This window comes from Burkholderia sp. SIMBA_051 (assembly GCF_046534915.1).
GTDB lineage: Bacteria > Pseudomonadota > Gammaproteobacteria > Burkholderiales > Burkholderiaceae > Burkholderia > Burkholderia ambifaria.
In genome coordinates, this window is the sequence record NZ_JAWRXS010000001.1 from 386,907 (window position 1) to 410,442 (window position 23,536).

General features: G+C 66.0%; 22 protein-coding genes. 7 read left to right on the forward strand and 15 right to left on the reverse strand.

The genetic code is table 11. The features are described from left to right. Positions 1 to 175: 175 nt before the first annotated feature. From SB771_RS01670 to SB771_RS01690, 5 genes are all read right to left on the reverse strand, one after another. Positions 176 to 1,717: an amino acid permease gene (locus SB771_RS01670; protein ID WP_175659546.1), complete on the reverse strand. Its 1,542-nt coding sequence runs from the start codon at positions 1,715 to 1,717 to the stop codon at positions 176 to 178. Between the two features lie 140 nt (positions 1,718 to 1,857). Further along, the gene (locus SB771_RS01675) at positions 1,858 to 2,322 is read right to left on the reverse strand and encodes an Lrp/AsnC family transcriptional regulator (protein ID WP_165752777.1); all 465 of its coding nucleotides are present in this window, start codon (positions 2,320 to 2,322) and stop codon (positions 1,858 to 1,860) included. 101 nt (positions 2,323 to 2,423) lie between these two features. Beyond that, positions 2,424 to 3,182 carry a dimethylarginine dimethylaminohydrolase family protein gene (locus SB771_RS01680; protein ID WP_175659547.1) on the reverse strand — a complete coding sequence of 253 codons (759 nt, stop codon included), beginning with the start codon at positions 3,180 to 3,182 and terminating at the stop codon, positions 2,424 to 2,426. Between the two features lie 232 nt (positions 3,183 to 3,414). Beyond that, positions 3,415 to 4,668, reverse strand: a complete 1,254-nt coding sequence (locus SB771_RS01685; RefSeq protein ID WP_175659548.1) for a DUF1479 domain-containing protein — start codon at positions 4,666 to 4,668, stop codon at positions 3,415 to 3,417. Between the two features lie 106 nt (positions 4,669 to 4,774). Further along, complete coding sequence (locus SB771_RS01690; RefSeq protein ID WP_126225104.1) at positions 4,775 to 5,164, reverse strand: VOC family protein; 390 nt, start codon at positions 5,162 to 5,164, stop codon at positions 4,775 to 4,777. Positions 5,165 to 5,235: 71 nt separating this feature from the next. Between SB771_RS01690 and SB771_RS01695 the strand changes: the two genes are divergently transcribed. Beyond that, positions 5,236 to 6,219, forward strand: a complete 984-nt coding sequence (locus SB771_RS01695; RefSeq protein ID WP_175659549.1) for a helix-turn-helix domain-containing protein — start codon at positions 5,236 to 5,238, stop codon at positions 6,217 to 6,219. Positions 6,220 to 6,309: 90 nt separating this feature from the next. Here SB771_RS01695 and gltA read toward each other — a convergent pair whose 3' ends face one another. The 7 genes from gltA to SB771_RS01730 form a co-directional block, all read right to left on the reverse strand. Continuing rightward, positions 6,310 to 7,611: a citrate synthase gene (gltA, locus tag SB771_RS01700; RefSeq protein ID WP_011658354.1), complete on the reverse strand. Its 1,302-nt coding sequence runs from the start codon at positions 7,609 to 7,611 to the stop codon at positions 6,310 to 6,312. 66 nt (positions 7,612 to 7,677) lie between these two features. Then, positions 7,678 to 7,950 carry a succinate dehydrogenase assembly factor 2 gene (locus SB771_RS01705; protein WP_011658353.1) on the reverse strand — a complete coding sequence of 91 codons (273 nt, stop codon included), beginning with the start codon at positions 7,948 to 7,950 and terminating at the stop codon, positions 7,678 to 7,680. Positions 7,951 to 8,034: 84 nt separating this feature from the next. Further along, positions 8,035 to 8,736, reverse strand: a complete 702-nt coding sequence (locus tag SB771_RS01710; RefSeq protein WP_006479352.1) for a succinate dehydrogenase iron-sulfur subunit — start codon at positions 8,734 to 8,736, stop codon at positions 8,035 to 8,037. A 21-nt stretch (positions 8,737 to 8,757) separates the two neighbouring features. Next, a complete protein-coding gene (gene sdhA / locus SB771_RS01715) occupies positions 8,758 to 10,533 on the reverse strand; it encodes a succinate dehydrogenase flavoprotein subunit (RefSeq protein ID WP_006754980.1) in 1,776 nt (591 codons plus the stop codon). A 3-nt stretch (positions 10,534 to 10,536) separates the two neighbouring features. Next, the gene (gene sdhD / locus SB771_RS01720; protein ID WP_006756688.1) at positions 10,537 to 10,905 is read right to left on the reverse strand and encodes a succinate dehydrogenase, hydrophobic membrane anchor protein; all 369 of its coding nucleotides are present in this window, start codon (positions 10,903 to 10,905) and stop codon (positions 10,537 to 10,539) included. 4 nt (positions 10,906 to 10,909) lie between these two features. Next, on the reverse strand, positions 10,910 to 11,326 hold the full coding sequence (gene sdhC, locus SB771_RS01725; RefSeq protein ID WP_012365678.1) for a succinate dehydrogenase, cytochrome b556 subunit: 417 nt from the start codon (positions 11,324 to 11,326) through the stop codon (positions 10,910 to 10,912). Positions 11,327 to 11,495: 169 nt separating this feature from the next. Continuing rightward, positions 11,496 to 12,320: a GntR family transcriptional regulator gene (locus SB771_RS01730; protein ID WP_011658350.1), complete on the reverse strand. Its 825-nt coding sequence runs from the start codon at positions 12,318 to 12,320 to the stop codon at positions 11,496 to 11,498. A 288-nt stretch (positions 12,321 to 12,608) separates the two neighbouring features. On the opposite strand from SB771_RS01730, the gene SB771_RS01735 reads away from it, so the two are divergent. The 5 genes from SB771_RS01735 (at position 12,609) to acnA (ending at position 19,766) form a co-directional block, all read left to right on the forward strand. After that, entirely contained in the window at positions 12,609 to 13,595 is a 987-nt protein-coding gene (locus SB771_RS01735) for a malate dehydrogenase (protein WP_006754984.1), read from the forward strand. Between the two features lie 186 nt (positions 13,596 to 13,781). After that, the gene (locus SB771_RS01740; RefSeq protein ID WP_011658349.1) at positions 13,782 to 14,786 is read left to right on the forward strand and encodes an HpcH/HpaI aldolase/citrate lyase family protein; all 1,005 of its coding nucleotides are present in this window, start codon (positions 13,782 to 13,784) and stop codon (positions 14,784 to 14,786) included. 224 nt (positions 14,787 to 15,010) lie between these two features. Continuing rightward, positions 15,011 to 15,520 (forward strand): hypothetical protein, encoded by a 510-nt coding sequence (locus tag SB771_RS01745; RefSeq protein WP_012365675.1) that lies wholly within the window; start codon positions 15,011 to 15,013, stop codon positions 15,518 to 15,520. Positions 15,521 to 15,551: 31 nt separating this feature from the next. After that, complete coding sequence (locus SB771_RS01750) at positions 15,552 to 17,003, forward strand: bifunctional 2-methylcitrate dehydratase/aconitate hydratase (protein WP_175659550.1); 1,452 nt, start codon at positions 15,552 to 15,554, stop codon at positions 17,001 to 17,003. Between the two features lie 45 nt (positions 17,004 to 17,048). Continuing rightward, on the forward strand, positions 17,049 to 19,766 hold the full coding sequence (gene acnA / locus SB771_RS01755) for an aconitate hydratase AcnA (RefSeq protein WP_175659551.1): 2,718 nt from the start codon (positions 17,049 to 17,051) through the stop codon (positions 19,764 to 19,766). A 142-nt stretch (positions 19,767 to 19,908) separates the two neighbouring features. Here the strand turns inward: acnA and SB771_RS01760 are convergent, their stop codons facing one another. From SB771_RS01760 to SB771_RS01770, 3 genes are read right to left on the reverse strand one after another with little or no spacing between them, the layout of a single operon-like run. Then, on the reverse strand, positions 19,909 to 20,349 hold the full coding sequence (locus SB771_RS01760; protein WP_175659552.1) for a DUF1801 domain-containing protein: 441 nt from the start codon (positions 20,347 to 20,349) through the stop codon (positions 19,909 to 19,911). Further along, entirely contained in the window at positions 20,346 to 20,777 is a 432-nt protein-coding gene (locus SB771_RS01765; protein ID WP_175659553.1) for an SRPBCC domain-containing protein, read from the reverse strand. The genes SB771_RS01760 and SB771_RS01765 overlap by 4 nt, the downstream gene beginning before the upstream one ends. Then, on the reverse strand, positions 20,774 to 21,097 hold the full coding sequence (locus SB771_RS01770) for an ArsR/SmtB family transcription factor (RefSeq protein ID WP_175659554.1): 324 nt from the start codon (positions 21,095 to 21,097) through the stop codon (positions 20,774 to 20,776). The genes SB771_RS01765 and SB771_RS01770 overlap by 4 nt, the downstream gene beginning before the upstream one ends. Before the next feature lie 690 nt (positions 21,098 to 21,787). Here SB771_RS01770 and SB771_RS01775 point away from each other — a divergent pair. Continuing rightward, complete coding sequence (locus SB771_RS01775) at positions 21,788 to 23,527, forward strand: protease pro-enzyme activation domain-containing protein (RefSeq protein WP_175659555.1); 1,740 nt, start codon at positions 21,788 to 21,790, stop codon at positions 23,525 to 23,527. The last annotated feature ends 9 nt before the right edge of the window (positions 23,528 to 23,536 follow it).

A 23,536-nucleotide genomic window follows, 5' to 3' on the forward strand; every position in this document is an offset into this window, starting at 1 on the left:
GGACCGGCGTCTCGTGACGATGACGCCGCACGGTCAGGCCAGCCGCTTCACGCAGGAACATGGCCGTCGAGCGCCGCCCTTCACCGTCGGCCCGCGTCCCGCGCCATTCGTGGACCGCGATCGCGAGGCCGGCGCGTGCGTAATGCTCGCGCAACGGCGGCGCACGCCCGCCGCATCAGCGCGACTGCCCGTGCTGCCCGTGCTGCGTGAGCGCCGCGTCGACGGCCTCCACCGAGCGCGTGAGCCACGGCCCGATATCCATCTCCTCGTACCGCACGAGCCGGCTCTTGCGCACGCGGCGATACGCCCACCAGATCGCGACGAACAACGGGATCCACACATAGATCGACAGCACTTCCAGCCAGTCGATGCGGGCCGCGAAGAACGCCTGGTAGTCCTGCCCGAGCGAGATCACGATGCAGATCGCGATCGCGAACAGCGGCCCGAACGGAAACCACTTCGCGCGATACGGCAGTTGCTCGAGCCGGTATCCCTGCTTCAGGAAGCCCTTGCGGAACCGGTAATGGCAGACCGCGATGCCGAGCCACGCGATGAAGCCGGTGATGCCGACCGTATTGAGCAGCCACAGATAGATGCTCTGGTTGTTGGTCAGCGACGTGAGAAAGCACAGCCCGCCCACCGCCATCGTCGCGTACAGCGCGTTGCGCGGCACGCCGCCCGGCGACAGCGTCGCGAACATCGCGGGCGCACGGCCCTCCGCCGCGAGGTTGTACAGCATCCGCGTGGCCGCATACGTGCCGGAATTGCCGGCAGACAGCACGGCCGTCAGAATCACGAGGTTCATCGCGCCGGCCGCGAGCGGAAAGCCCGCGTGGCTGAACACGAGCGTGAACGGGCTCACGCCGATATCGGTCACGTCGCTCTTCAGCAGGTTCGGATCGGTGTACGGCACCAGCAGGCCGATCACGAAGATCGCGAACACGTAGAACAGCATGATCCGCCAGAAGATCTGCTTCACCGCGCGCGGGATCGTCTTGCGCGGGTTTTCCGATTCGCCGGCCGTGATGCCGACCAGCTCGGTGCCGAGAAACGAGAAGCCCGCGATCAGCGCGACGCTCATCATCGCGTGCATGCCGCCGACGAACGGCGCGTCGCCGGTCCTGAAGTTGCGCCAGCCGACCGGCTGCCCGTTGCCGAGCAGCCCGGCCGCGATCAGCAACCCGGCCGCGATGAACGCGATCACGGTGACGACCTTGATCAGCGAGAACCAGTATTCCGATTCGCCGAAGCCGCGCACGGACAGCGTGTTCAGCAGGAAGATCAGCACCAGGAACCCGGCGCCCCACCATACGCCCGGTATCGCGGGAAACCAGTAGCGCATCACGATCTGCGCGGCGACCAGCTCGATCGCGATCGTCACGGCCCAGCTGTACCAGTAGGTCCAGCCGAGCGCGACGCCGAAGCCTTCGTCGACGTATTTCTCGCCGTAGATCGCGAACGAGCCCGACACCGGCATCAGCGCGGCCATCTCGCCGAGCCCCGTGACGACGAAATAGACCATCAGCCCGATCGCGACATACGCGGCGATCGCGCCGCCCGGCCCCGCCTGCGCGACCGACGCGCCCGACGCGACGAACAGCCCCGTGCCGATCGAGCCGCCGATCGCGATCATCGCGATGTGGCGGCCCTGCAGCCGGCGTTTGAGCGCCGTCCCGGACGGCGCGGCCGTCTGCGCTGCCGCTTGCAAAGCATCCATAGTATTCACCCTGGTTGGAATCGGGCCGCTCGAATTGATTCGGAATACCAATCGATCGGCCCGGTTATTCGCTTCGAGAACCGGTTCTGTCCGCAGGGCCGCGCGTCCGATGCCGGCGGCCCCCGACGCGCACTGACGCGTCAGACGATGCTGCGCTTGATCGCCTGCAGCTCGGCGGTCGTCACGATCTTCTCGATCCGGAACCGCGGGCTTTCCAGCCACACGTTCGCGATCCGCCGGTATTCGTCGAGATCCTCGCATGCGAGCCGCACGAGAAAATCGAACGTGCCGCTGACGAGCCAGCAGTCGAGCACAGCCGGATTGGTCCGCATTTCGTCCTCGAACGGGGCCTGCGAACGCCCGTGATCGGCGAGCACGATCTGCGCGATCACGACGATCGGCTTGGTCGCGCGCGGCGCCTTGATCACCGCGCGGTAGCCTTCGATCACGCCGAGCGCCTCGAGCCGCTCCACGCGCGCCTGACACGGACGCGGCGTGAGGTTCACAAGCTCCGACAGCTTGCGGTACGAAATCCGTCCGTCGGTACGCAGGATGTCGAGGATCCGGAGGTCGATCTTGTCGAGCTGCATCTTCTTGTCGGTCATCCGCGTTCGCTCCGGTCGGGTCGTGGCTGGTGCGCGGAACGTCTCCTCCGTTTCCGCGCGGGGGCCACATTATCCGGCCGAAGCGGCCGCGCGCCAATCGGCTAGAACCGCAGCGACAGGCAGGTCAGGCCGCCGTCCATCTTGCGGAACTCGCTCGTGTCGATCACGTGCAGCGGCAGCCCGAGCGAGCCGATCGCGTCGTGCACGCGCGGATAGCCGGCCGGCGTGATCAGCGTGCCGTTCACGCGCAGCGTATTGCCCGCGTATTCGTCGGCGGCCGAGATCGCGATCCGGCGATAGTCGGCGAACGCCGGATGTGCGGCCAGTGCCTCGGTCACGAGCAGCGTGTCGTCGCCGAGCGCGTTGACGACCGACTTCAGATGCAGGCCCGCGGCGACCGGCACCGCGACGACCGAATAGCCGTAGCGCGACACCAGCGCTTCGAACGCGGCGATGCCTTCGGCGTCGGTGCGGCCCGTGAGGCCGATGTAGAAGCGCTTGCCGACCAGCATCACGTCGCCGCCGTCGAGACGGCCTGCCTGCATCGGCAGCAGGTCGCGATGCGCGCCGAGCGCGGCTTCGATGTGCACCGTCTCACCGCGCCGCGCAGGCGCGCCGGGGCGCGTGATCACCGCGAATTCGGGCGTCACGACGGCGACGTCCTCGACGAAATGCGCATCAGGGAACGCGTCGAGCGGCGGCAACTCGGTCAGCTCGACGCCGAGCCCGCGCAGCGCGTCGCAGTATGCATGGAACTGCGTGAGCGTCTTGTCGTAGTCGGGCGCGCCGAGCGTGGCGGTGGTAAGACCCGCGCCACAGGACGGCGCGGGACGGCGAACGATCGCTTGCGTGAATTGCATCGACTCCTCCATGGTCACGCTGCCCCCGTGCGGTGCACGGGGCGGCTGCGTTGTGTCCGGACCATTATCGGAAGCCAATTTGCGCAATTCGCGTCGATTTCGGGCACGCCCGCAGCCGATCGCGTCGAATTGAACGCGGAACGCAGCGGATTCGGCAGACGGCCGGCGCAAGCGGCGCGATCGACTGATGCCGCGTGCCGGAGCGTCGCGTCCACTGCGTCCGCCGCATCCGTCATGCAGCGATCGGCTCGAACCCCATTTGCGCGCGTCCAAGCGCCGTAAGGTCGCCCTCGCCGCCCCGTCCGTCGAATTCGACCTCGAAATGATCGGCCGGGAAATCCGGCGGGCTTTCGCCGCGCAGGAACGCGAGCCGCTGGCGCTGCAGGTACGCGTCGTTCTTCGCGCAATCGGGGGCGGCCGCGATGTACATCACGTTGCTGTCGCCGCTGCCGCGATGCGCATCCTCGACCGCGTGCACGACGTCGCCGTGCCAGAACACGGCATCGCCGGGCTCCATGTGCGGAATCGGCACCAGCGCGTCGAGCAGCAGCGCATGCCATTCGGGCAGGATCGACAGCGCGCGGCCCGGACGCGCGCCGCACAGATCGTCGTCGGCGACGTCGTCCTGCAGCGCGCGCAGCACGACGTACGCCATCGCGTTCGCCACCGGAATCAGCTGCAGCGTGCCGTCGCCGGGCCCCTGCGGCGTCAGCGCGGTCCAGCCCTGGAACGTACGGAACATCGAGCATACGGCCGGCGACGGAATCTCCTCGACATCGGGGCGAAACGCGGCGTCGAACGGATCGTAATCGCGCCACTTGCCGCGCAGTACGTGGCGATAGACCTGCCGGAAATTCGCGCCGAGCCACCGTTCGACCGAGCCGCCGTCGACATGCGGCGACAGCCCGAGCGACGTGGAGCCCGGCGGCCGGCGGCGAATCCGGTCCGCGTAGGCCGGCACCCGGTCGGGATCGAAGTGCGTGCGCTGGCCGTCCGCATGCCGCCACAGGCGGTTCATGAACACGCGTGCCTGCGTGAGCGCCGGCGACTGGCGCGCGGCCACCTGCGGCTTCGACCAGTAGACGCCGTAGATCTGCGGCTTGCCCGACGCGAGGTTGCCGAAGTAGCGATCCTCGGCACGCGCCGCCAGCCGCTCGGCGAAGCGGTTCGCATCCAGGTACGCGCCGATCTCGTCATTCCAGTCACGCGCCTGCGCCGCGTCGAACACGCCGCGAATCACCGCCGCACCGTGCGTGCGGATCGCGGCGATCGCCTGCGGATCGACGGTGCCGTTCGCGATATCCGCGAACCGCAGCACCGGAATCACGTCATGGCCGTGCGCGTGCGCACGGCGGATCGCGTCGACCTGCCGCGCGATATCGCCCTCCAGTTCGCGGAACGTGGCCGCGTATCCGGGCAGGTCGGCGCGCAGCGCCCTTTTCGCCGCGCGGATCGCGGCCGGCAAATCGTCGATCGTCAGGTGCATCGCTGTCTCCTCATGGAATCGTGTCGTGACGAGTGCTCAGCGTACGGCCGGCGCACGGTTGCGATCGACACTATCCAGCCAACAATCGATACAATCCTGACAACCGCTACTCGGGACGATGGCAGACCACGCACAGCTTGTTGCCGTCCGGGTCGCGGAAATACGCGCCGTAGTAGTCGCGGTGATAGTGCGGCCGCAGGCCCGGCGGCCCTTCGCAGGTGCCGCCGTGCTGCAGCGCAAGCGCATGGCAGCGGTCGACCTGCGCCCGCGTTTGCGCGTCGAACGCGATCGTATGGCCATTGCCCGGTTCCGGCGCGCGGCCGTCGAGCGGCCTACCGAAGAAGAACAGCGGCCGGTCGACGTCGGCCGGCATCCAGCCCGACCAGCCGTCCGGTTCGCTGAACTTCAGACGCAGGCCGAGTTCCGCGAACAGCGGCGCGTAGAAGTCGTAAGCGCGCGCGGTATCGCGCACGCCCACGCAAACATGTGAAAACATGGCATCGCTCCGTCGTGAAGATCGATCACGATCATGCCACGGCGCGGTGCCGCGCTCGACCGGAGGTCGCGTTGAAACCGCAGTACGAGCATGTGGCGTTCGCCCCCGGCTGTTCGATCCGCGTGTACCACCGCCAGCTCGTGCGCATTCCGTTCGAATGGCATCGCCATCCCGAGTACGAACTGACGCTGACACTGAACAGTCGCGGCCGACGCTTCGTCGGCGATCACGTCGCCCGCTACACGGACGACGACCTGGTGCTCGTGCCGCCCAACCTGCCGCATACGTGGTCGTCGAACGCGCGCATCGATCGCGACGCGCCGGAAGTCGCGCTCGTCGTCTGGTTCGACGGCGACTGGGCGCGGCGCGTGGCCGATTGCTGTCCCGAGTACGCGCCGCTGCGCTCGCTGCTGCGGCGCGCGGCGCCCGGCCTCGCCTTCGACGCCGTGACGGCCCGCGCGATGCGCGAGCGACTGCCGCGGTTGCTCGACCCTTCGCCGCGCGTGCGCCTCGCGGCCGCACTCGACACGCTCGCCGACCTTGCGGAAGCCGGCGGCGAGCCGCTCGCCACCGCGCAGGCCTACGAGCGGGCCGACACGGCCACGTCATCGGCCGACTCGGCCGCGCCCGAAGCCGAGCGCCTCGATCGCGTGCTCGACGCGATCGACCGGCACTTCCACGAGCCGCTGCGCATCGACGCGCTCGCCGCCGTCGCACACATGTCCGAGCGCACGCTGCAGCGGCTGTTCGTGCGACACCTCGGCGAAAGCGTCGGCCGCTACGTGCAGCGGTTGCGGCTCGCGCATGCGTGCCGCCACCTGGTCGGCACTGACTGGCCGATTGCGACGGTGGCCGCACGCTGCGGCATTCCGAATGCCGCGAACTTCAACCGCCAGTTCCTCGCCGCGCGCGGGATGACGCCCGGCGCGTACCGGCAATTCTTCGCGCAGCACGGCCACGCGCCCGATGCCGACACGCCGCCGCTCGACACGCGGCCGCCGTCGCTGGAACGCGGGACCGGACCGGGCCATGGCCAACGCCGGCCGCACAAATGAAAACACCCCGGCGGGATGACCCACCGGGGTGTCGGGGCGTTGCGATTGCCGGACGCGAGCGGCCTGACGGCCGTTCGCGCCGCGCACGACTTAACGTGCGTTGATCGGCTTCGCTTCGCGCGGCGCGTCGCCGATGAACAGCTGACGCGGACGGCCGATCTTCTGCTCCGGATCCGCAATCATTTCGTTCCACTGTGCGATCCAGCCGACCGTACGTGCCATCGCGAAGATACACGTGAACATCGACGTCGGGATGCCCAGCGCGCGCTGAACGATGCCCGAGTAGAAGTCGACGTTCGGGTACAGCTTGCGCGACACGAAGTATTCGTCTTCCAGCGCGATCTTCTCGAGCTGCATCGCGAGCTTGAACAGCGGGTCGTCGTGCAGGCCCAGTTCGTTCAGCACTTCGTAGCACGTTTCGCGCATCAGCTTCGCACGCGGGTCGTAGTTCTTGTACACGCGGTGGCCGAAGCCCATCAGCTTCACGCCCGAATTCTTGTCCTTCACCTGCTTGATGAATTCGGGGATGTTGTCCGGCGAACCGATCTGCTCGAGCATGTTCAGCGCGGCTTCGTTCGCACCACCGTGCGCCGGGCCCCACAGACACGCGATACCGGCAGCGATACACGCGAACGGGTTCGCGCCCGACGAACCGGCCAGGCGGACCGTCGACGTCGATGCGTTCTGTTCGTGATCGGCGTGCAGGATCAGGATACGGTCGAGTGCGCGCACGAGCACGTCGTTGACCTTGTACTCTTCGCACGGATTCGAGAACATCATGTGCATGAAGTTCGCGCTGTACGACAGTTCATTCTTCGGATAAACGAACGGCTGGCCGATGCTGAACTTGTACGCCATCGCGACGAGCGTCGGCAGCTTCGCGATCATGCGGATCGCCGATACTTCACGGTGACGCGGATCGTTGATGTCGAGCGAGTCGTGATAGAACGCCGACAGCGCGCCGACGGCCGCCACCAGCACCGCCATCGGGTGCGCGTCGCGACGGAAGCCACGGAAGAAGAAGTGCATCTGCTCGTGCACCATCGTGTGCTTCGTGACGGTGTCGACGAATTCCTTCTTCTGCGCCGCGTTCGGCAGCTCGCCCTTCAGCAGCAGGTAGCAGGTCTCAAGGAAGTCGGCGTTCTGCGCGAGGTTGTCGATCGGGTAGCCGCGGTACAGCAGTTCGCCCTTGTCGCCGTCGATGTACGTGATCGCCGAATTACAAGCTGCCGTCGACATGAAACCCGGGTCGTAAGTGAACTTGCCGGTCTGGCCGTACAGCTTGCGGATGTCGATTACGTCCGGGCCCATCGTCCCCTTGTAGATCGGCATTTCGACGCTCGGCGAGTTGTCGCTGAACGATAGCGTGGCTTTAACATCAGACGGAGTCATGGCACATCCTCAATCGAAATAAAGAAACGGGATTCGATAACGGGCACAACGCGCTACACCTTGGCGTTACACGTTGCGCAGCATCTCCAACAGCCTGTGAATTTCCGGGCTGTCTAGGTCGCCCTCTGGTTCCTTGCGCGCGAGGAGCAAGTCCATCAGGTCGTTGTCGCTCAGATCGAGCAGGCGCGACAACGCGCCTACGTCTGCATCGGTGAGGTCATGCTCGTATCTGCTGAAGAAACGCTCGAAGATGATGTCGTTTTCCAGCAGACCCCGCCGCGCGCGCCAGCGAAGGCGCGCGCGACGGTGCGGGTCGGATTGATGCGAATCGTCGCTCATCACAAAGACACCCGCCGGGCCGCCCCAAGGGTGTCGACGCCCCCTCGGGGGGCGGCGAACAAAGTGAGCTTGGGGGTCATCATGTTAAACCGCGCGGCGAACCATCAGTTCCTTGATCTTGCCGATCGCCTTCGTCGGGTTCAGGCCCTTCGGGCAAACGTCGACGCAGTTCATGATCGTATGGCAACGGAACAGACGGTACGGGTCTTCCAGGTTGTCGAGACGCTCGCCGGTGGCCGTGTCGCGACTATCCGCGATGAAGCGGTAAGCCTGCAGCAGGCCGGCCGGGCCGACGAACTTGTCCGGGTTCCACCAGAAGCTCGGGCACGACGTCGAGCAGCTCGCGCACAGAATGCACTCGTACACGCCGTCGAGCTCGTCGCGCTCTTCCGGCGACTGGAGGCGTTCCTTCTCCGGCGGCGGCGCGTCGTTGATCAGGTACGGCTTGATCGAGTGATACTGGTTGAAGAAGTGCGTCATGTCGACGATCAGGTCGCGCACGACGGGCAGGCCCGGCAGCGGACGCAGCACGATCTTCTGCGGCAGGTCGTTCAGGTTCGTCAGGCACGCGAGACCGTTCTTGCCGTTGATGTTCATCGCGTCCGAACCGCACACGCCTTCACGGCACGAACGGCGGAACGACAGCGTCTCGTCCAGTGCCTTCAGCTTGACCAGTGCGTCGAGCAGCATGCGCTCATGCTGGATCTCGAGCTCGTACGTCTGCATGCGCGGCGCCGCGTCCTTGTCCGGATCGTAGCGGTAGACTTCAAAAATGCGTTTTGCCATTTCGGATTCCTTTGACTCGGCTTAGAACGTGCGCGGCTTCGGCGGCACGGATTCGACCGTCAGCGGCTTCATTTGAACCGGCTTGTAGTCGAGGCGATCGCCTTCGCTGTACCACAGCGTGTGGCGCAGCCAGTTGTCGTCGTCGCGGTGTTCGTAGTCGCTGTGGGCATGTGCGCCACGGCTTTCCTTGCGCGCTTCCGCCGACACCATCGTCGCGCGGGCCACTTCGATCAGGTTCTCCAGCTCGAGCGCTTCGACGCGCGCGGTGTTGAACACTTTCGACTTGTCCTTCAGATGGATGCTTTCCACGCGTGCCGCGAGGCCGGCCATCTGCTCGACGCCTTCCTTCAGCAGCGCCGACGTGCGGAACACGCCCGCGTGCTTCTGCATCGTCGCGCGGATGTCGTTCGCGACGTCCTGCGTGTATTCGCCCGACGACGACTTGTCGAGCTTGTTCAGACGTGCCAGCGAGAACTCGCCTGCATCGGCCGGCAGCGGCTTGTGTTCCTTCTGGTTCTTCACGTGCTCGACGATGTGGTTGCCGGCCGCACGGCCGAACACCACGAGGTCCAGCAGCGAGTTCGTGCCGAGGCGGTTCGCGCCGTGCACGGACACGCACGAGCATTCGCCCACTGCGTAGAAGCCGTTGACCGGTTCCTTGTGATCGCGCGACGTGCCGACGACCTGACCGTGGATGTTGGTCGGGATGCCGCCCATCTGGTAGTGGATCGTCGGGACGACCGGGATCGGTTCCTTGATCGCGTCGACGTTCGCGAACTTCAGCGCGATTTCGCGGATCGACGGCAGACGCTTCATGATCGTCTCGGCGCCGATGTGCGACAGGTCGAGCAGCACGTGGTCCTTGTTCGGACCGACGCCGCGGCCTTCCTTGATTTCCTGGTCCATCGAACGCGACACGAAGTCACGCGGCGCCAGATCCTTCAGCGTCGGTGCGTAGCGTTCCATGAAGCGCTCGCCGTTCGCGTTGCGCAGGATACCGCCTTCGCCGCGCACGCCTTCGGTGATCAGCACGCCCGCGCCGGCCACGCCGGTCGGGTGGAACTGCCAGAACTCCATGTCCTGCAGCGCGATGCCCGAACGCGCGGCCATGCCGAGGCCGTCGCCGGTGTTGATGAACGCGTTGGTCGATGCCGCGAAGATCCGGCCTGCGCCGCCCGTCGCGAACAGCGTCGTCTTGCCTTCCATGATGTAGACGTCGCCCGTCTCCATCTCGAGGGCCGTCACGCCGAGCACGTCGCCGTCCGCATCGCGGATCAGGTCGAGCGCCATCCATTCGACGAAGAACTGCGTCTTCGCTTCGACGTTCTGCTGGTACAGCGTGTGCAGCAGCGCGTGACCGGTACGGTCGGCGGCCGCGCAAGCGCGCTGGACCGGCTTCTCGCCGTAGTTCGCGGTATGGCCGCCGAACGGACGCTGGTAGATCGTGCCGTCCGCGTTACGGTCGAACGGCATGCCGAAGTGTTCCAGTTCGTACACGACGTTCGGTGCTTCGCGGCACATGAACTCGATCGCGTCCTGGTCGCCGAGCCAGTCGGAACCCTTGATCGTGTCGTAGAAGTGGAAGTGCCAGTTGTCTTCGCTCATGTTGCCGAGCGACGCGCCGATGCCGCCCTGTGCGGCCACCGTGTGCGAACGGGTCGGGAACACCTTCGACAGCACGCCGACCGACAGGCCCGCGCGCGACAGTTGCAGCGCTGCGCGCAAGCCCGAGCCGCCCGCGCCGACGATCACCACGTCGAACTTGCGGCGCGGCAGGGAAGTTTTGATTGCAGCCATTCTTTACACTCTCCAGAGAATCTGCGCGGCGTAGCCCGCACATGCGAGCAGCCAGACGATGGTCAGCGATTGCAGCAGCAGGCGCACACCGACGGGCTTCACGTAGTCCATCCAGATGTCGCGCACGCCGACCCATGCGTGGTAGAAGAGGGAAAGCAGCGTCACGAAGGTCGCGAGCTTCATCCATTGCGCGGAGAAGATCGACGCCCAGCCTTCGTACGAGAAGTCATGCGCGCCGAAGAACAGCGCGAGCAGAATGACCGTGTAGACTGCCATGATCGTGGCGGTGACGCGTTGCGCGAGCCAGTCGCGCAGGCCGTAGTGAGCGCCGACGACGAGGCGCTTCGAGCCGATTCGGTTATTGGCTGCCATTTTCTTAGAACGCTCCGAACAGTTTGAGTGCCATGGCGATCGTCAGCGCGATCGAGACGACAAAGACGACGACTGCCGTCCGCTTGCCGCCTTCCTTCGAGACGGCGTCGTGGTTGACGTCCATCAGCAGGTGGCGAATGCCGGCGCAGAAATGGTGGAGGAACGCCCACGACAACGCGAGGACGATCAGCTTGACGACGATGTTGGAGAGGAAAGCCTTGAAGACTTCGAAGCTGAGCTCGGAGGTGAGGCTCTGGTCGAAGAGGAACAGCAGGAACGGCAGGAACAGGAACAGCAGCGCGCCGCTGACTCGGTGGAGAATCGACAATATCGCAGCCAGAGGCATGCGGTATTTCAACGTGATGTCGCCGATTCCGATGTTCCGGTATTCCGGCCTCGGCTTTCTTACTGCGTCAGTCATGCTAGACCCCTACTATGTTGTCACACTAATCCGCGATTTTAGCGCCTTTTTATATCGCGCTGCAGCGAAAGTCTGCTCTGGATAGTTGCGCGAACACGAACAAAGGCGGCCCAAAACGTGCTTCGCGCGCGTGTGGAACGCGAATGCACCCGGCCCGAGCCGAACACCGTCAACTCAAGTCATTCTGATAGTAGTACCCGGTTGTGACATACCAGCCGCGCCGCACTTCCACTGGCCGGTCACCGTACGTATAGGACACGCGCTCGACCGACAGCAACGGAAAACCCGCCGGCACGTGCAGCAGGTCGGCCACCGCCGGCTCCGCCGCGACCGCGCGGATCTTCTCCGTCGCGCGGATCATCCGCGTGCCGAACTCCGTCTCGAACATCGCGTAGAGCGGCCCCTTGTATTCGCTCAACCGCTCGAACGTGAGCCCGCGGAACATCGTGCCCGGCAGCCAGATCTCGTCGAGCACCGTCACTTCGCTATCGAACTCCAGCAGGCGCCGCACCTGCACGACCGGGTCGGCCGGCTTCAGGTCGAGCTGCCGCGCGATCTCGGCCGGCGCGCGCAGGCGCCGGCACTCGAGCAGCCGGCTCACGTGCGGATGCTCGGCACCGTCGTCGGCCAGCAGCCGCAGGAAGCGGAACTGCGCGCGATCCTCGTTGTGCGTCGCAACAAACGTCCCCTTGCCCTGCCGCCGGACCACGAGGTTTTCGGCGGCCAATTCGTCGATCGCCTTGCGAACGGTGCCCTGGCTGACCTTATAGCGGGCCGCGAGCTCCACTTCGCTCGGGATGATCTCGCCCGGCTTCCATTCACCGGATTCGAGACTCTGCGTGATCAATGACTTGATCTGCTGGTATAACGGGCTGAAGGTCGGGGACGGCGAAGCGGCAGGCGCCGGCGCGGAATCGCCCGCGCCCGGCTGCCCTGGGCCGCCTGCGCCGGTTGGATTCGCGTTGTTCGCCTGGTTCGATGTCATGGCGCGCATTTCATCACAAACCGCGCTTTTTCGTCCACTCAAATTCCGCAAAACATCTGTCTTATATAAGACATATGATACCGTTTGACTTTGGGCCAGCCGGCTCCTACACTCCGGGGCGAGCAAGGGTTCGCGGGTGCAAAATGCGTCCCCGGCTACGTGCCACGGCCGTCTCCAGGTTCACCGCGTGTGCCATTCGCGAGTCCTCCGCCCTGCTTCAATGCAACGCTACGCGTAACGCGCATAGAATGGCGTTTTGCCTAGCGTCCACCGCTTCACCCGTCCTGGAGATTTTCAATGGCTAAGCCCGCAAAGCGCGTTGCCGTCACCGGCGCCGCAGGTCAAATCGCATACTCCCTGCTGTTCCGCATCGCGAACGGCGACCTGCTCGGCAAGGACCAGCCGGTCATCCTGCAACTGCTCGACCTCCCGCAAGCCCAAGCCGCCGTCAAAGGCGTCGTGATGGAGCTCGACGATTGCGCGTTCCCGCTGCTCGCGGGCGTCGTGATCACCGACGATCCGAAGGTTGCATTCAAGGATGCAGACGTCGCTCTGCTGGTCGGCGCACGTCCGCGCTCGAAGGGCATGGAGCGCAAGGACCTGCTGTCGGCGAACGCCGAGATCTTCACGGTCCAGGGCGCCGCGCTGAACGAAGTCGCGAGCCGCGACGTGAAGGTGCTGGTCGTCGGCAACCCGGCGAACACCAACGCGTACATCGCCATGAAGTCGGCGCCGGATCTGCCGAAGAAGAACTTCACGGCCATGCTGCGCCTCGACCACAACCGCGCGCTGTCGCAGCTCGCCGCGAAGTCGGGCAAGCCGGTCGCATCGATCGAGAAGCTCGCCGTGTGGGGCAACCACTCGCCGACGATGTACCCCGACTTCCGCTTCGCGACCGCCGAAGGCGAGTCGCTGCTGAAGCTGATCAACGACGACGTGTGGAACCGCGACACGTTCATCCCGACCGTCGGCAAGCGCGGCGCGGCGATCATCGAAGCGCGCGGCCTGTCGTCGGCAGCGTCGGCAGCCAACGCGGCGATCGACCACGTGCGTGACTGGGTCCTCGGCACGAACGGCAAGTGGGTCACGATGGGCATCCCGTCGGACGGCTCGTACGGCATCCCCGAAGACATCATCTACGGTGTGCCGGTCGTATGCGAAAACGGCGAGTACAAGCGCGTCGAAGGCCTGGAAATCGACGCGTTCTCGCGCGAGAAGATGGACGGCACGCTGGCCGAGCTGCTCGAAGAGCGCGACGGCGTCGCCCACCTGCTGAAGAACTAAGCAGGCTGCATGATGGCCGGGCCGCCTCCGGGCGGGCTGGTCACGGCACGGGCGGCGGGCCGGCAGCCGGCCCCGCCGCCCGATCCGATCCGCGCACGTTTTGCCGCTCACGCGCCCCGCGCGCCGGCCCAGAACGTGCCCGAATCCGATTTTCTCCACGTTGCCCGCTTCCTTGACGTAGAAGAGATGTCCGCGCTCACTCCTGCACAAGTGCTGTACGACGGGGCGTCGCCGCCCGCGATCCTGCCCTGCTGCGATCACTACGCGGGCAGCGAGAAGCTGATGCGCAAGTCGCTCGCGCTCCAGGCCGAACTCGGCCCCGTGTTCGACATCACGCTCGACTGCGAGGACGGCGCGGCCGTCGGCCAGGAAGCCGCGCACGCGCAGCTCGTCGCCGAGCTCCTCGGCAGCGCCGAGAACCGCTTCGGGCGGGTCGGCGTCCGCATCCACGACTTTTCCCATCCCCATTGGCGCGACGACGTGCGCATCGTGCTGCGCGCCGCGCGCGCACCGGCCTACGTCACGCTGCCGAAGATCGCGAGCGCCGCCGACGCGGCCGAGATGGTCGCGTTCATCGAAGGCACGCGCCGCGAGCTCGGCCTCGCGCAGCCGATTCCCGTCGACGTGCTGGTCGAGACGCACGGCGCGCTCGCGCAGGCGGCCGCCCTCGCCGCGCTGCCGCTCGTCGGCACGCTGAGCTTCGGGCTGATGGACTTCGTGTCCGCCCATCACGGCGCGATTCCCGATGCGGCGATGCGCTCGCCCGGCCAGTTCGACCACCCGCTCGTGCGCCGCGCGAAACTGGAAATCGCCGCGGCCTGCCACGCGCACGGCAAGACACCGTCACACAATGTCACAACCGAGGTGCGCGACATGGCGATCGTCGCCGGCGACGCCCTCCGCGCACGCGACGAGTTCGCGTTCACGCGGATGTGGAGCATCCACCCCGCGCAGATCCGCCCGATCGTCGACGCATTCGCGCCGCGCACCGATGAAGTCGCACTGGCCGCCGAGATCCTGCTGGCCGCGCAGGCCGCCGACTGGGGCCCGACGCGCCACGGCGATACGCTGCACGACCGCGCGAGCTACCGCTATTACTGGTCGGTGCTGCGCCGCGCGCGGGCGACCGGCCAGCCGGTGCCGGCCGAGGCCGCGCCGCTGTTCGGCCCGGCCGCCGGAGACGCGCGGTGAGCGCGCGCCGACACACGCATTTCATCGAATCGCCGGGGCGTGAACCCGACACAGGTTTGCGAAACGACAAAAAACGTAACGGAGCCCGAAAACCTGAAATTTGCGCGGCCAAATAGGTGAAAATAGCGGCCGCTGCGCGCTTCCGGGGCGCGTGCAGTTTCAAACCGGCCGGCGGTTTCCGATTGCCGGCCCTTGTCAACTGATAATCGAAAGGTTCTGACTCCATGAAGAAACTCCTGATCGCTACCGCCATCGGCGCGTTGTCCGCCACGATGCTGGTGTCGGCTCCGAGCGCGTTCGCCCAGGGTACGGCGACGACCGCGAAGAAGACGGCCAAGCGCCCGGCGCCGGCCAAGCGCATCATCCCGCGCAGCAAGAAGGCGCAGGCACGCGCGGCTGCCAAGGTCGACTCGGTACCGGAAGGCGCGGTCAAGTGGTCCTGTAAGGAAGGTCTGTCGTTCGACCTCGCCGGCGACATGAAGCGCGACCAGCTCGTCACGGTTCACTGGGCGAAGCGGAACTACAAGCTGCCGCGCGAAGCCACGACGACGGGCGCCGACACGTTCTACGATCCGGCAGCCGGCCTCAAGCTGGTCGTGATCCCGACCAAGGCGATGCTGTTCTCCGACGCAAACGGCGGCGAGCGCCTCGCGGACGAATGCGTGACGCCGGAAATGGCGCAAGGCACCGCGGCACCGACGCAGTCGAACGAGCTGAAGCCGGCAACGAACTAAGCGCGCGCGTTTTTCCGCTCCCGGCCCCTCGATGTCCGCCCCGGTCTCCAACGTCCGCCCTGCTCCGGATACGGTACTCGTCGATATCGTCGACTACGTGCTGAACACCGGCATCGACAGCGCGCTCGCGCTGGAGACGGCGCGTCATTGCCTGATCGACACGCTCGGATGCGGACTCGAGGCGCTGTCCTATCCCGCCTGCACCAAGCTGCTCGGTCCCGTCGTGCCCGGCACGATCGTGCCGAACGGCGCGAAGGTGCCCGGCACGTCCTTCCAGCTCGATCCCGTCCAGGCCGCGTTCGACATCGGCGCGATGATCCGCTGGCTGGACTTCAACGACACCTGGCTCGCCGCCGAATGGGGTCATCCGTCCGACAATCTCGGCGGGATCCTGGCGACGGCCGACTGGCTGTCCCGCACGGCCGTCGCGGCCGGCAGGCAGCCGCTTGCGATGCGCGACGTGCTCGTCGCGATGATCCAGGCCCACGAGATCCAGGGCTGCCTCGCCCTCGAGAATTCGTTCAACGCCGTCGGGCTCGACCACGTGCTGCTCGTGAAGGTCGCGTCGACGGCCGTCGTGGGCCGCCTGCTCGGGCTCACGCGCGACGAGCTGATCAACGCGGTATCCAACGCATTCGTCGACGGCCAATCGCTGCGCACCTACCGCCACGCGCCGAACACCGGTTCGCGCAAGTCATGGGCGGCAGGCGACGCGACGTCCCGCGCGGTGCGCCTCGCGCTGATCGCGAAAACGGGTGAAATGGGCTACCCGTCGGCGCTCACCGCAAAAACGTGGGGCTTCTACGACGTGCTGTTCGACGGGCAGCCGTTCCGCTTCCAGCGCCCGTACGGCACGTACGTGATGGAGAACGTGCTGTTCAAGATCGCGTTTCCGGCCGAATTCCACGCGCAGACGGCCGCCGAGGCCGCGCTGCAGTTGCACGCCCAGCTCGCCGCGACGGGCCGCACGACCGACGACATCAGCCGGATCACGATCCGCACGCACGCGGCCGCGCTGCGCATCATCGACAAGCAGGGCCCGCTCGCCAATCCGGCCGATCGCGATCACTGCATCCAGTACATGGTCGCCGTGCCGCTGCTGTTCGGCCGGCTGACCGCGGCCGATTACGAAGACGCGGTCGCCGCCGATCCGCGCATCGACGCGCTGCGCGCGAAAACCGTGTGCGTCGAGGATCCGCAGTTCACGAAGGATTACCATGACCCGGCCAAGCGATCGATCGCGAATGCGCTGACGATCGAATTCGCGGACGGGTCGAAGCTTGCCGAAGTGGCGATCGAATATCCGCTCGGCCATCGGCGGCGCCGCACGGACGGCATCCCGCTGCTGGTCGAGAAGTTCAGGACCAACCTCGCCCGCCGCTTTCCGGCCAAGCAGCAACAAGCGATTCTCGACGTGTCGCTGGACCAGGCAACGCTCGAAGCAATGCCGGTCGATGAATACGTCGACTTGTATGTGATATAGCCGCAGGACTCTTTGTTTCCTAGCCTTAAACCCAGGAAAATCACCATGGCCCACAATCTCCACAAGACCCTCAAGGAATTCGACAGCGGTTCCGGCAAAGGCAAGTTCTACTCGCTGCCGCAGCTCGGCAAGGAACTGAAGACGAAGATCGAGCGCCTGCCGGTGTCGATCCGTATCGTGCTCGAGTCCGTGCTGCGCAACTACGACGGCAAGAAGATCACCGAGGAACACATCGAGCAGCTGGCGAACTGGAAGCCGACCGCGAAGCGCGTCGACGAGATTCCGTTCGTGGTGTCGCGCGTCGTGCTGCAGGACTTCACGGGCGTCCCGCTGCTCGCCGACATCGCGGCCATGCGCGGCGTCGCCGAGCGTTCGGGCAAGAACCCGAAGAAGATCGAGCCGCTGGTGCCGGTCGATCTCGTCGTCGACCACTCGGTCCAGATCGACTACTTCCGCCAGAAGGACGCGCTCGACCTGAACATGAAGCTGGAATTCCAGCGCAACAACGAACGCTACCAGTTCATGAAGTGGGGCATGCAGGCGTTCGACACGTTCAAGGTCGTGCCGCCGGGCGTCGGCATCGTCCACCAGGTGAACCTCGAGTATCTCGCGCGCGGCGTCCACAAGAAGGCGAACGGCGGCGACACCGTGTACTACCCGGACACCCTCGTCGGCACGGACAGCCACACGACGATGATCAACGGCATCGGCGTGGTCGGCTGGGGCGTGGGCGGCATCGAGGCCGAAGCCGGCATGCTCGGCCAGCCGGTGTACTTCCTGACGCCGGACGTCGTCGGCGTCGAGCTGAAGGGCAAACTGCGCGAAGGCGTGACGGCCACCGACCTGGTGCTGACGATCACCGAAATGCTGCGCAAGGAGAAGGTCGTCGGCAAGTTCGTCGAGTTCTTCGGCGAAGGCACGAAGTCGCTGTCGCTGCCGGACCGCGCGACGATCGGCAACATGGCGCCGGAATACGGCGCGACGATGGGCTTCTTCCCGGTCGACGAAAAGACCATCGACTACTTCGAAGGCACGGGCCGCACGAAGGCGGAAATCGCCGCGTTCGAGAACTACTTCAAGGCTCAGAACCTGTTCGGCATTCCGCAGGCCGGCGACATCGACTACACGAAGACGGTGACGCTCGACCTGGCGACGGTCGCCCCGTCGCTGGCCGGCCCGAAGCGCCCGCAGGACCGCATCGAGATCGGCAACGTCAAGTCGACGTTCACCGACCTGTTCTCGAAGCCGGTCGCGGAAAACGGCTTCGCGAAGAAGGCGGAAGAACTCAACACGCAGTACACGACGAGCAACGGCGTCGACGTGAAGAACGGCGACGTGCTGATCGCCGCGATCACGTCGTGCACGAACACGTCGAACCCGAGCGTGCTGCTGGCCGCCGGCCTGCTCGCGAAGAAGGCCGTCGAGGCCGGCCTCACTGTCGACCCGAAGATCAAGACCTCGCTCGCGCCGGGATCGCGCATCGTCACCGAGTACCTGACGAAGACGGGCCTGCTGCCCTACCTGTCGAAGCTCGGCTTCGAAGTCGCGGCCTATGGCTGCACGACCTGTATCGGCAACGCGGGCGACCTGACGCCGGAGCTGAACGAAGCGATCACGAAGAACGACATCGTCGCGGCGGCCGTGCTGTCGGGCAACCGTAACTTCGAAGCGCGTATCCACCCGAACATCCGCGCGAACTTCCTCGCGTCGCCGCCGCTCGTCGTCGCCTACGCGATCGCCGGCAACATCACGCGCGACCTGATGACCGAGCCGGTCGGCAAGGGCAAGGACGGTTACGACATCTACCTCGGCGACATCTGGCCGACGAGCGAGGAAATCCACGCGCTGCTCAAGTTCGCGCTCGACCCGAAGAAGTTCGAGGACAACTACTCGAAGCTGACCAAGAAGGGCGACCTGTGGAGCAAGATCGAGGGCGAAACGGGCCAGGTCTACGACTGGCCGAAGTCGACCTACATCGCGGAGCCGCCGTTCTTCGGCAACGACTTCTCGATGGAGCCGGCCGATTCGATCCCGACGGTCAAGGGCGCGCGCGCACTGGGCATCTTCGGTGACTCGGTCACGACCGACCACATCAGCCCGGCAGGCTCGATCAAGGAAGACTCGCCGGCAGGCAAGTGGCTGAAGGAGAACGGCGTGCAGAAGGCCGACTTCAACAGCTACGGCTCGCGCCGCGGCAACCACGACGTGATGATGCGCGGCACGTTCGCGAACGTCCGGATCAAGAACCTGATGATCCCGGTGAAGGCAGACGGCTCGCGCGTCGAAGGCGGCCTGACGATCCACCAGCCGAGCGGCGACCAGCTGTCGATCTACGACGCCGCGATGCGCTACGTCGACGCCGATACGCCGACCGTCGTGTTCGCGGGCGAGGAGTACGGCACGGGCTCGTCGCGCGACTGGGCCGCGAAGGGCACGCAACTGCTCGGCGTGAAGGCCGTGATCGCACGCAGCTTCGAGCGCATCCACCGCTCGAACCTGGTCGGCATGGGCGTGCTGCCGCTGCAGTTCAAGGGTGCGGACAGCGTCCAGTCGCTCGGCATCACCGGCGAAGAGACCTACGACATCGAAGGTCTCGGCGACGACTTCAAGCCGCAGCAGGACGTCACGCTCGTGATCCACCGCAAGAACGGCGAAACGCAGCGCGTGCCGGTGCTGCTGCGCATCGATACGCCGATCGAAGTCGACTACTACAAGCACGGCGGTATCCTGCCGTTCGTGCTGCGCTCGCTGCTGGCAGCGTAAGCGTCCTGCTTTTGCAGGTGCCGCAGCCGCCTCGCGGCGGTTGCGGCCGATTTGAATGCCCGACCTCGTGTCGGGCTTTTTTTCGTCTGCTGGCCGGCGCCGGGAAGGCGGCGGCCGGGCCGTGCGCCGGTGCGCCGGTGCGTCAGGCGGCCTTGTCGGCTCGCGCCTTCGCGCCGGCGCCGCCGCGCGCGTTCTTCTTCAGGTGCGCGCGGTTGTAGTCGATCGCCGCGCGAACGAGGCGCTTCAGCCCCCGCTTGTCGAGCTTGTCGCCTTCGAGCCAATCGATCGAGCGGCGCGCATTGCCGTCGAGGCCCCCATTGAACAGCCCGTCGGGATCGGGCAGGTGCGCGCCGTGCATGAAGGTCAGCTTCACCTTGCCCTTGTGCGCGTTCGCGACCGCGATCATCCCGTCGCATTCCCACACGGGGCTGCCCATCCATTTCCATTCCTCGACGATGCCGTCGTCGACGGCGAGGATCGTCTCGCGCACCTCGGCGAACGTCTTGCCGCGCCAGTCGGCGATCCCCGCGATCAGTGCGTCGATGCGGGCCGACGGCGGCAGGCCCGGGTCGGATGCGCTCATGCCCGGCCCTCCTCGTCTTCATCGGCACGCGCAACCACCTGTTCGAGCGAGTCGAAGAACCGCACCCAGCCATGCTGCGCACCGCGGTATGCCTGTTCCTGATCGGCGCGGAATCCGGCCTGCTCCATGCGCAACAGCGTGCCGCCCGGCGTCGGCGTGAGCGTCCATGTGACGACGCTTTCCAGGCCATACGCGGCCCACGTGTAGGACAGCACACGCTCCGGTTCGATCGTCAGCAACGTGCAGTCGACCGAACCCCAGTCCGCGTGAAAGCTGAACGTGCGACCCGCGACGGGCTCGAAATCGCTCTTCATCAGCCACGCCTCGATCAGGTGCGGCTGCGTGAGCGCGCGCCAGATCTTCTCCGGCGAATGCGACAGTTCCCGTTCGACGACGACGGTGCGTGTTTCGGAAGTGGGCTGGTTCATTGATCCATCCTGTTGAGCAGATCTTCAAGAGCGTCGAACCGGTTCTGCCAGAAGCCTGCCATCTGGCTGGTCCAGTCGATCAACGGAGTCAGCGCCTGCGGCTGCGCGCTGTAGTGCGTCTGCCGGCCCGCGTGACGGTCGCTGACGAGCCCGGCCTGCTTCAGTACACCCAGATGCTTCGATACCGCCGGCTGCGACACGCCTGCATGGGCCGTCAGCGCGGCCACCGTCAGCTCGCCCTCCTCGCACAGCCGCTCGAAGAGCGCGCGGCGCGTCGGATCGGCAAGCGTCCTGAACAGCAGGTCGTGAGTGTTTTGCATGTTTCAATCAATAACTCGATGGTTATGGATTGAAGGATAGCCGCGCAATGGTCCGCGTCAAGGAGGAATTTCGCGGGGAGCGTCGTTGGATCCTTTCGGGTATGCGTCTGCGGGCAGCCGGCCGAACGGCGACGCACCGGCGCGCGAGGAACCTCGAGCGCGCGTCGCCGCATGAATTCGAGCCCTTCCTCTAATCGGCTCACCCGGCTCGAGAACCGAAAGCACGCTGCAAGACTCGGCAACGCGCTGTTCCACAGTTCGGGAAAGGCGCGCGATCGACCGGCCCCGTTTTCGTGCATCCGCGCATCCGGACGTCGTCGCGTGAGTGCCGCGGCAGCACTTGACCACATAGTGCGACACACGACACGAGCAGGCCTGATCGCGGCCAATACGCTCGCGCGGCGCTGCGCTCCGCAATCGCGCGCATTCCGGCACGGCAACGAACGACGCGTGCGTTCAAACGTCGTCGACCGTCGCGCGGGCGCGCCGCGAACCGGTTCCCTTCATCGGGGCTGCGGCCGCCTGCACGAGCGACGTGGCGAGTGCGTGCGAGCAAGCCGATGTCAGATCTGACAGCTATGGAAACTGGCAGCTACCCGAACGGCACCGACGCCCTACGCTCGTCACCGCTCGCGGCCCCACAAGGGCCGGGGGTTCCAGCAACGTCGTCCCTCCTCAAAAGGACTCCCGATGAAAAGGAACACCTGCTTTGCGCTGCCCCTTCCGTCGCCCCGCCACCTCGCGTGCACGGTACCGCTCGTGTTCGCCGCCACTGCGGCCCATGCGGCGACGGATTGGGTCGATACCCATACGAAAGCCTTTCTGACCGGCCCGCAGTTGATGGCGCGCAGCGCGGCGCCGTCGCTCGAACTCGCGGCCGGCGAGACGACGGACATCGTCGTCAGCCTGAAGCTGCGCAACGCCGCGCAGCTCAAGCAACTCGCGCATGACGTGAACCGGCCCGGCAACGCGCACTACCGCCAGTACCTCACGCACGAACAGTTCCTCGCCGGCTACGCGCCGACCGAAGCCCAGGTCAAGTCGGTCGTCGACTATCTGCGCAAGAGCGGCTTCGTGAACATCGAAGTCGCGCCGAACCGGCTGCTGGTGTCCGCGCACGGCACGGCCGGCACGGTGAAGACCGCGTTCAACACGTCACTCGTGCATTTCGAGTACGCGGGCCGCTCCGGCTTCGCGAACGCATCGACCGCGCAGGTGCCGCATGCGCTCGGCGACGTCGTCGGCTCGGTGCTCGGGCTGCAGAACGTCGCGCGCGCACGGCCGCTGCTGCGCATCGGCAACGTCGCGAAGCCGCAGGCGCTCGCCGCCGGCACGGCCACCGGCCATTATCCGAAGGAATTCCCGGGCCTTTACAACGCGACCGGCGTGCCGACCGCGGCCGGCGTGACCGTCGGCATCATCACGATCGGCGGCGTGTCGCAGACGCTGCAGGACCTCAGGCAGTTCACGTCGAGCAACGGTTACGGCACGGTCACGACCCAGACCGTCAAGACCAACGGCACCGGCACGAGCGGCAGCTACAGCGACGACCAGGACGGCCAGGGCGAATGGGATCTCGACAGTCAGTCGATCGTCGGCTCGGCCGGCGGCCAGGTCGGCAAGCTCGTGTTCTACATGGCGGACCTGAACGCCGCCGGCAACACGGGGCTCACGCAGGCATTCAACCGCGCGGTGTCGGACAACACCGCGAAGGTGATCAACGTGTCGCTCGGCTGGTGCGAGACCGACGCGAACGCGGACGGCACGCTCGACGCCGAAGAGCAGATCTTCACGACGGCCGCCGCGCAAGGGCAGACGTTCTCGGTGTCGTCGGGCGACGAAGGCGTGTACGAGTGCAACAACCGCGGCTATCCGGACGGCGGGAACTACACGGTGTCGTGGCCGGCCGCGTCGCCGCACGTGCTCGCGATCGGCGGCACGACGCTGTACACGACGTCCGCGGGCGCCTTCTCGAACGAGACGGTGTGGAACGAGGGGCTCGACGGTAACGGCAAGCTGTGGGCCACGGGCGGCGGCGTCAGCTCGATCCTGCCGGCGCCGTCGTGGCAGTCGGGCAGCAACCGTCAGTTGCCCGATGTATCGTTCGACGCCGCGCAAGGCACGGGCGCATACATCTACAACTACGGCCAGTTGCAGCAGATCGGCGGCACGAGCCTCGCCGCGCCGATCTTCACCGGCTTCTGGGCGCGTCTGCTCGCGGCAAACGGCACGGGCCTGGGCTTCCCGGCCGGCAACTTCTATGCGGACATTCCGTCGAACCCGTCGCTCGTGCGCTATGACGTCGTATCGGGCAACAACGGCTATCAGGGGTATGGCTACAACGCAGGCAGCGGCCGGGATCTGACGACCGGCTTCGGCAGCCTGAACATCGCGAACCTCAACAAGCTGATCCAGACGGGCGGCTTCTGAGCGTGACGC

What these genes read in the sequence shown, in the direction of transcription:
- SB771_RS01670 (WP_175659546.1), bottom strand. Translation starts at nt 1,717, where the DNA reads ATGGATGCTTTGCAAGCGGCAGCGCAGACGGCCGCGCCGTCCGGGACG.
- SB771_RS01675 (WP_165752777.1), bottom strand. Translation starts at nt 2,322, where the DNA reads ATGACCGACAAGAAGATGCAGCTCGACAAGATCGACCTCCGGATCCTC.
- SB771_RS01680 (WP_175659547.1), bottom strand. Translation starts at nt 3,182, where the DNA reads ATGCAATTCACGCAAGCGATCGTTCGCCGTCCCGCGCCGTCCTGTGGC.
- SB771_RS01685 (WP_175659548.1), bottom strand. Translation starts at nt 4,668, where the DNA reads ATGCACCTGACGATCGACGATTTGCCGGCCGCGATCCGCGCGGCGAAA.
- SB771_RS01690 (WP_126225104.1), bottom strand. Translation starts at nt 5,164, where the DNA reads ATGTTTTCACATGTTTGCGTGGGCGTGCGCGATACCGCGCGCGCTTAC.
- gltA (WP_011658354.1), bottom strand. Translation starts at nt 7,611, where the DNA reads ATGACTCCGTCTGATGTTAAAGCCACGCTATCGTTCAGCGACAACTCG.
- SB771_RS01705 (WP_011658353.1), bottom strand. Translation starts at nt 7,950, where the DNA reads ATGAGCGACGATTCGCATCAATCCGACCCGCACCGTCGCGCGCGCCTT.
- SB771_RS01710 (WP_006479352.1), bottom strand. Translation starts at nt 8,736, where the DNA reads ATGGCAAAACGCATTTTTGAAGTCTACCGCTACGATCCGGACAAGGAC.
- sdhA (WP_006754980.1), bottom strand. Translation starts at nt 10,533, where the DNA reads ATGGCTGCAATCAAAACTTCCCTGCCGCGCCGCAAGTTCGACGTGGTG.
- sdhD (WP_006756688.1), bottom strand. Translation starts at nt 10,905, where the DNA reads ATGGCAGCCAATAACCGAATCGGCTCGAAGCGCCTCGTCGTCGGCGCT.
- sdhC (WP_012365678.1), bottom strand. Translation starts at nt 11,326, where the DNA reads ATGACTGACGCAGTAAGAAAGCCGAGGCCGGAATACCGGAACATCGGA.
- SB771_RS01730 (WP_011658350.1), bottom strand. Translation starts at nt 12,320, where the DNA reads ATGCGCGCCATGACATCGAACCAGGCGAACAACGCGAATCCAACCGGC.
- SB771_RS01735 (WP_006754984.1), top strand. Translation starts at nt 12,609, where the DNA reads ATGGCTAAGCCCGCAAAGCGCGTTGCCGTCACCGGCGCCGCAGGTCAA.
- SB771_RS01740 (WP_011658349.1), top strand. Translation starts at nt 13,782, where the DNA reads ATGTCCGCGCTCACTCCTGCACAAGTGCTGTACGACGGGGCGTCGCCG.
- SB771_RS01745 (WP_012365675.1), top strand. Translation starts at nt 15,011, where the DNA reads ATGAAGAAACTCCTGATCGCTACCGCCATCGGCGCGTTGTCCGCCACG.
- SB771_RS01750 (WP_175659550.1), top strand. Translation starts at nt 15,552, where the DNA reads ATGTCCGCCCCGGTCTCCAACGTCCGCCCTGCTCCGGATACGGTACTC.
- acnA (WP_175659551.1), top strand. Translation starts at nt 17,049, where the DNA reads ATGGCCCACAATCTCCACAAGACCCTCAAGGAATTCGACAGCGGTTCC.
- SB771_RS01760 (WP_175659552.1), bottom strand. Translation starts at nt 20,349, where the DNA reads ATGAGCGCATCCGACCCGGGCCTGCCGCCGTCGGCCCGCATCGACGCA.
- SB771_RS01765 (WP_175659553.1), bottom strand. Translation starts at nt 20,777, where the DNA reads ATGAACCAGCCCACTTCCGAAACACGCACCGTCGTCGTCGAACGGGAA.
- SB771_RS01770 (WP_175659554.1), bottom strand. Translation starts at nt 21,097, where the DNA reads ATGCAAAACACTCACGACCTGCTGTTCAGGACGCTTGCCGATCCGACG.
- SB771_RS01775 (WP_175659555.1), top strand. Translation starts at nt 21,788, where the DNA reads ATGAAAAGGAACACCTGCTTTGCGCTGCCCCTTCCGTCGCCCCGCCAC.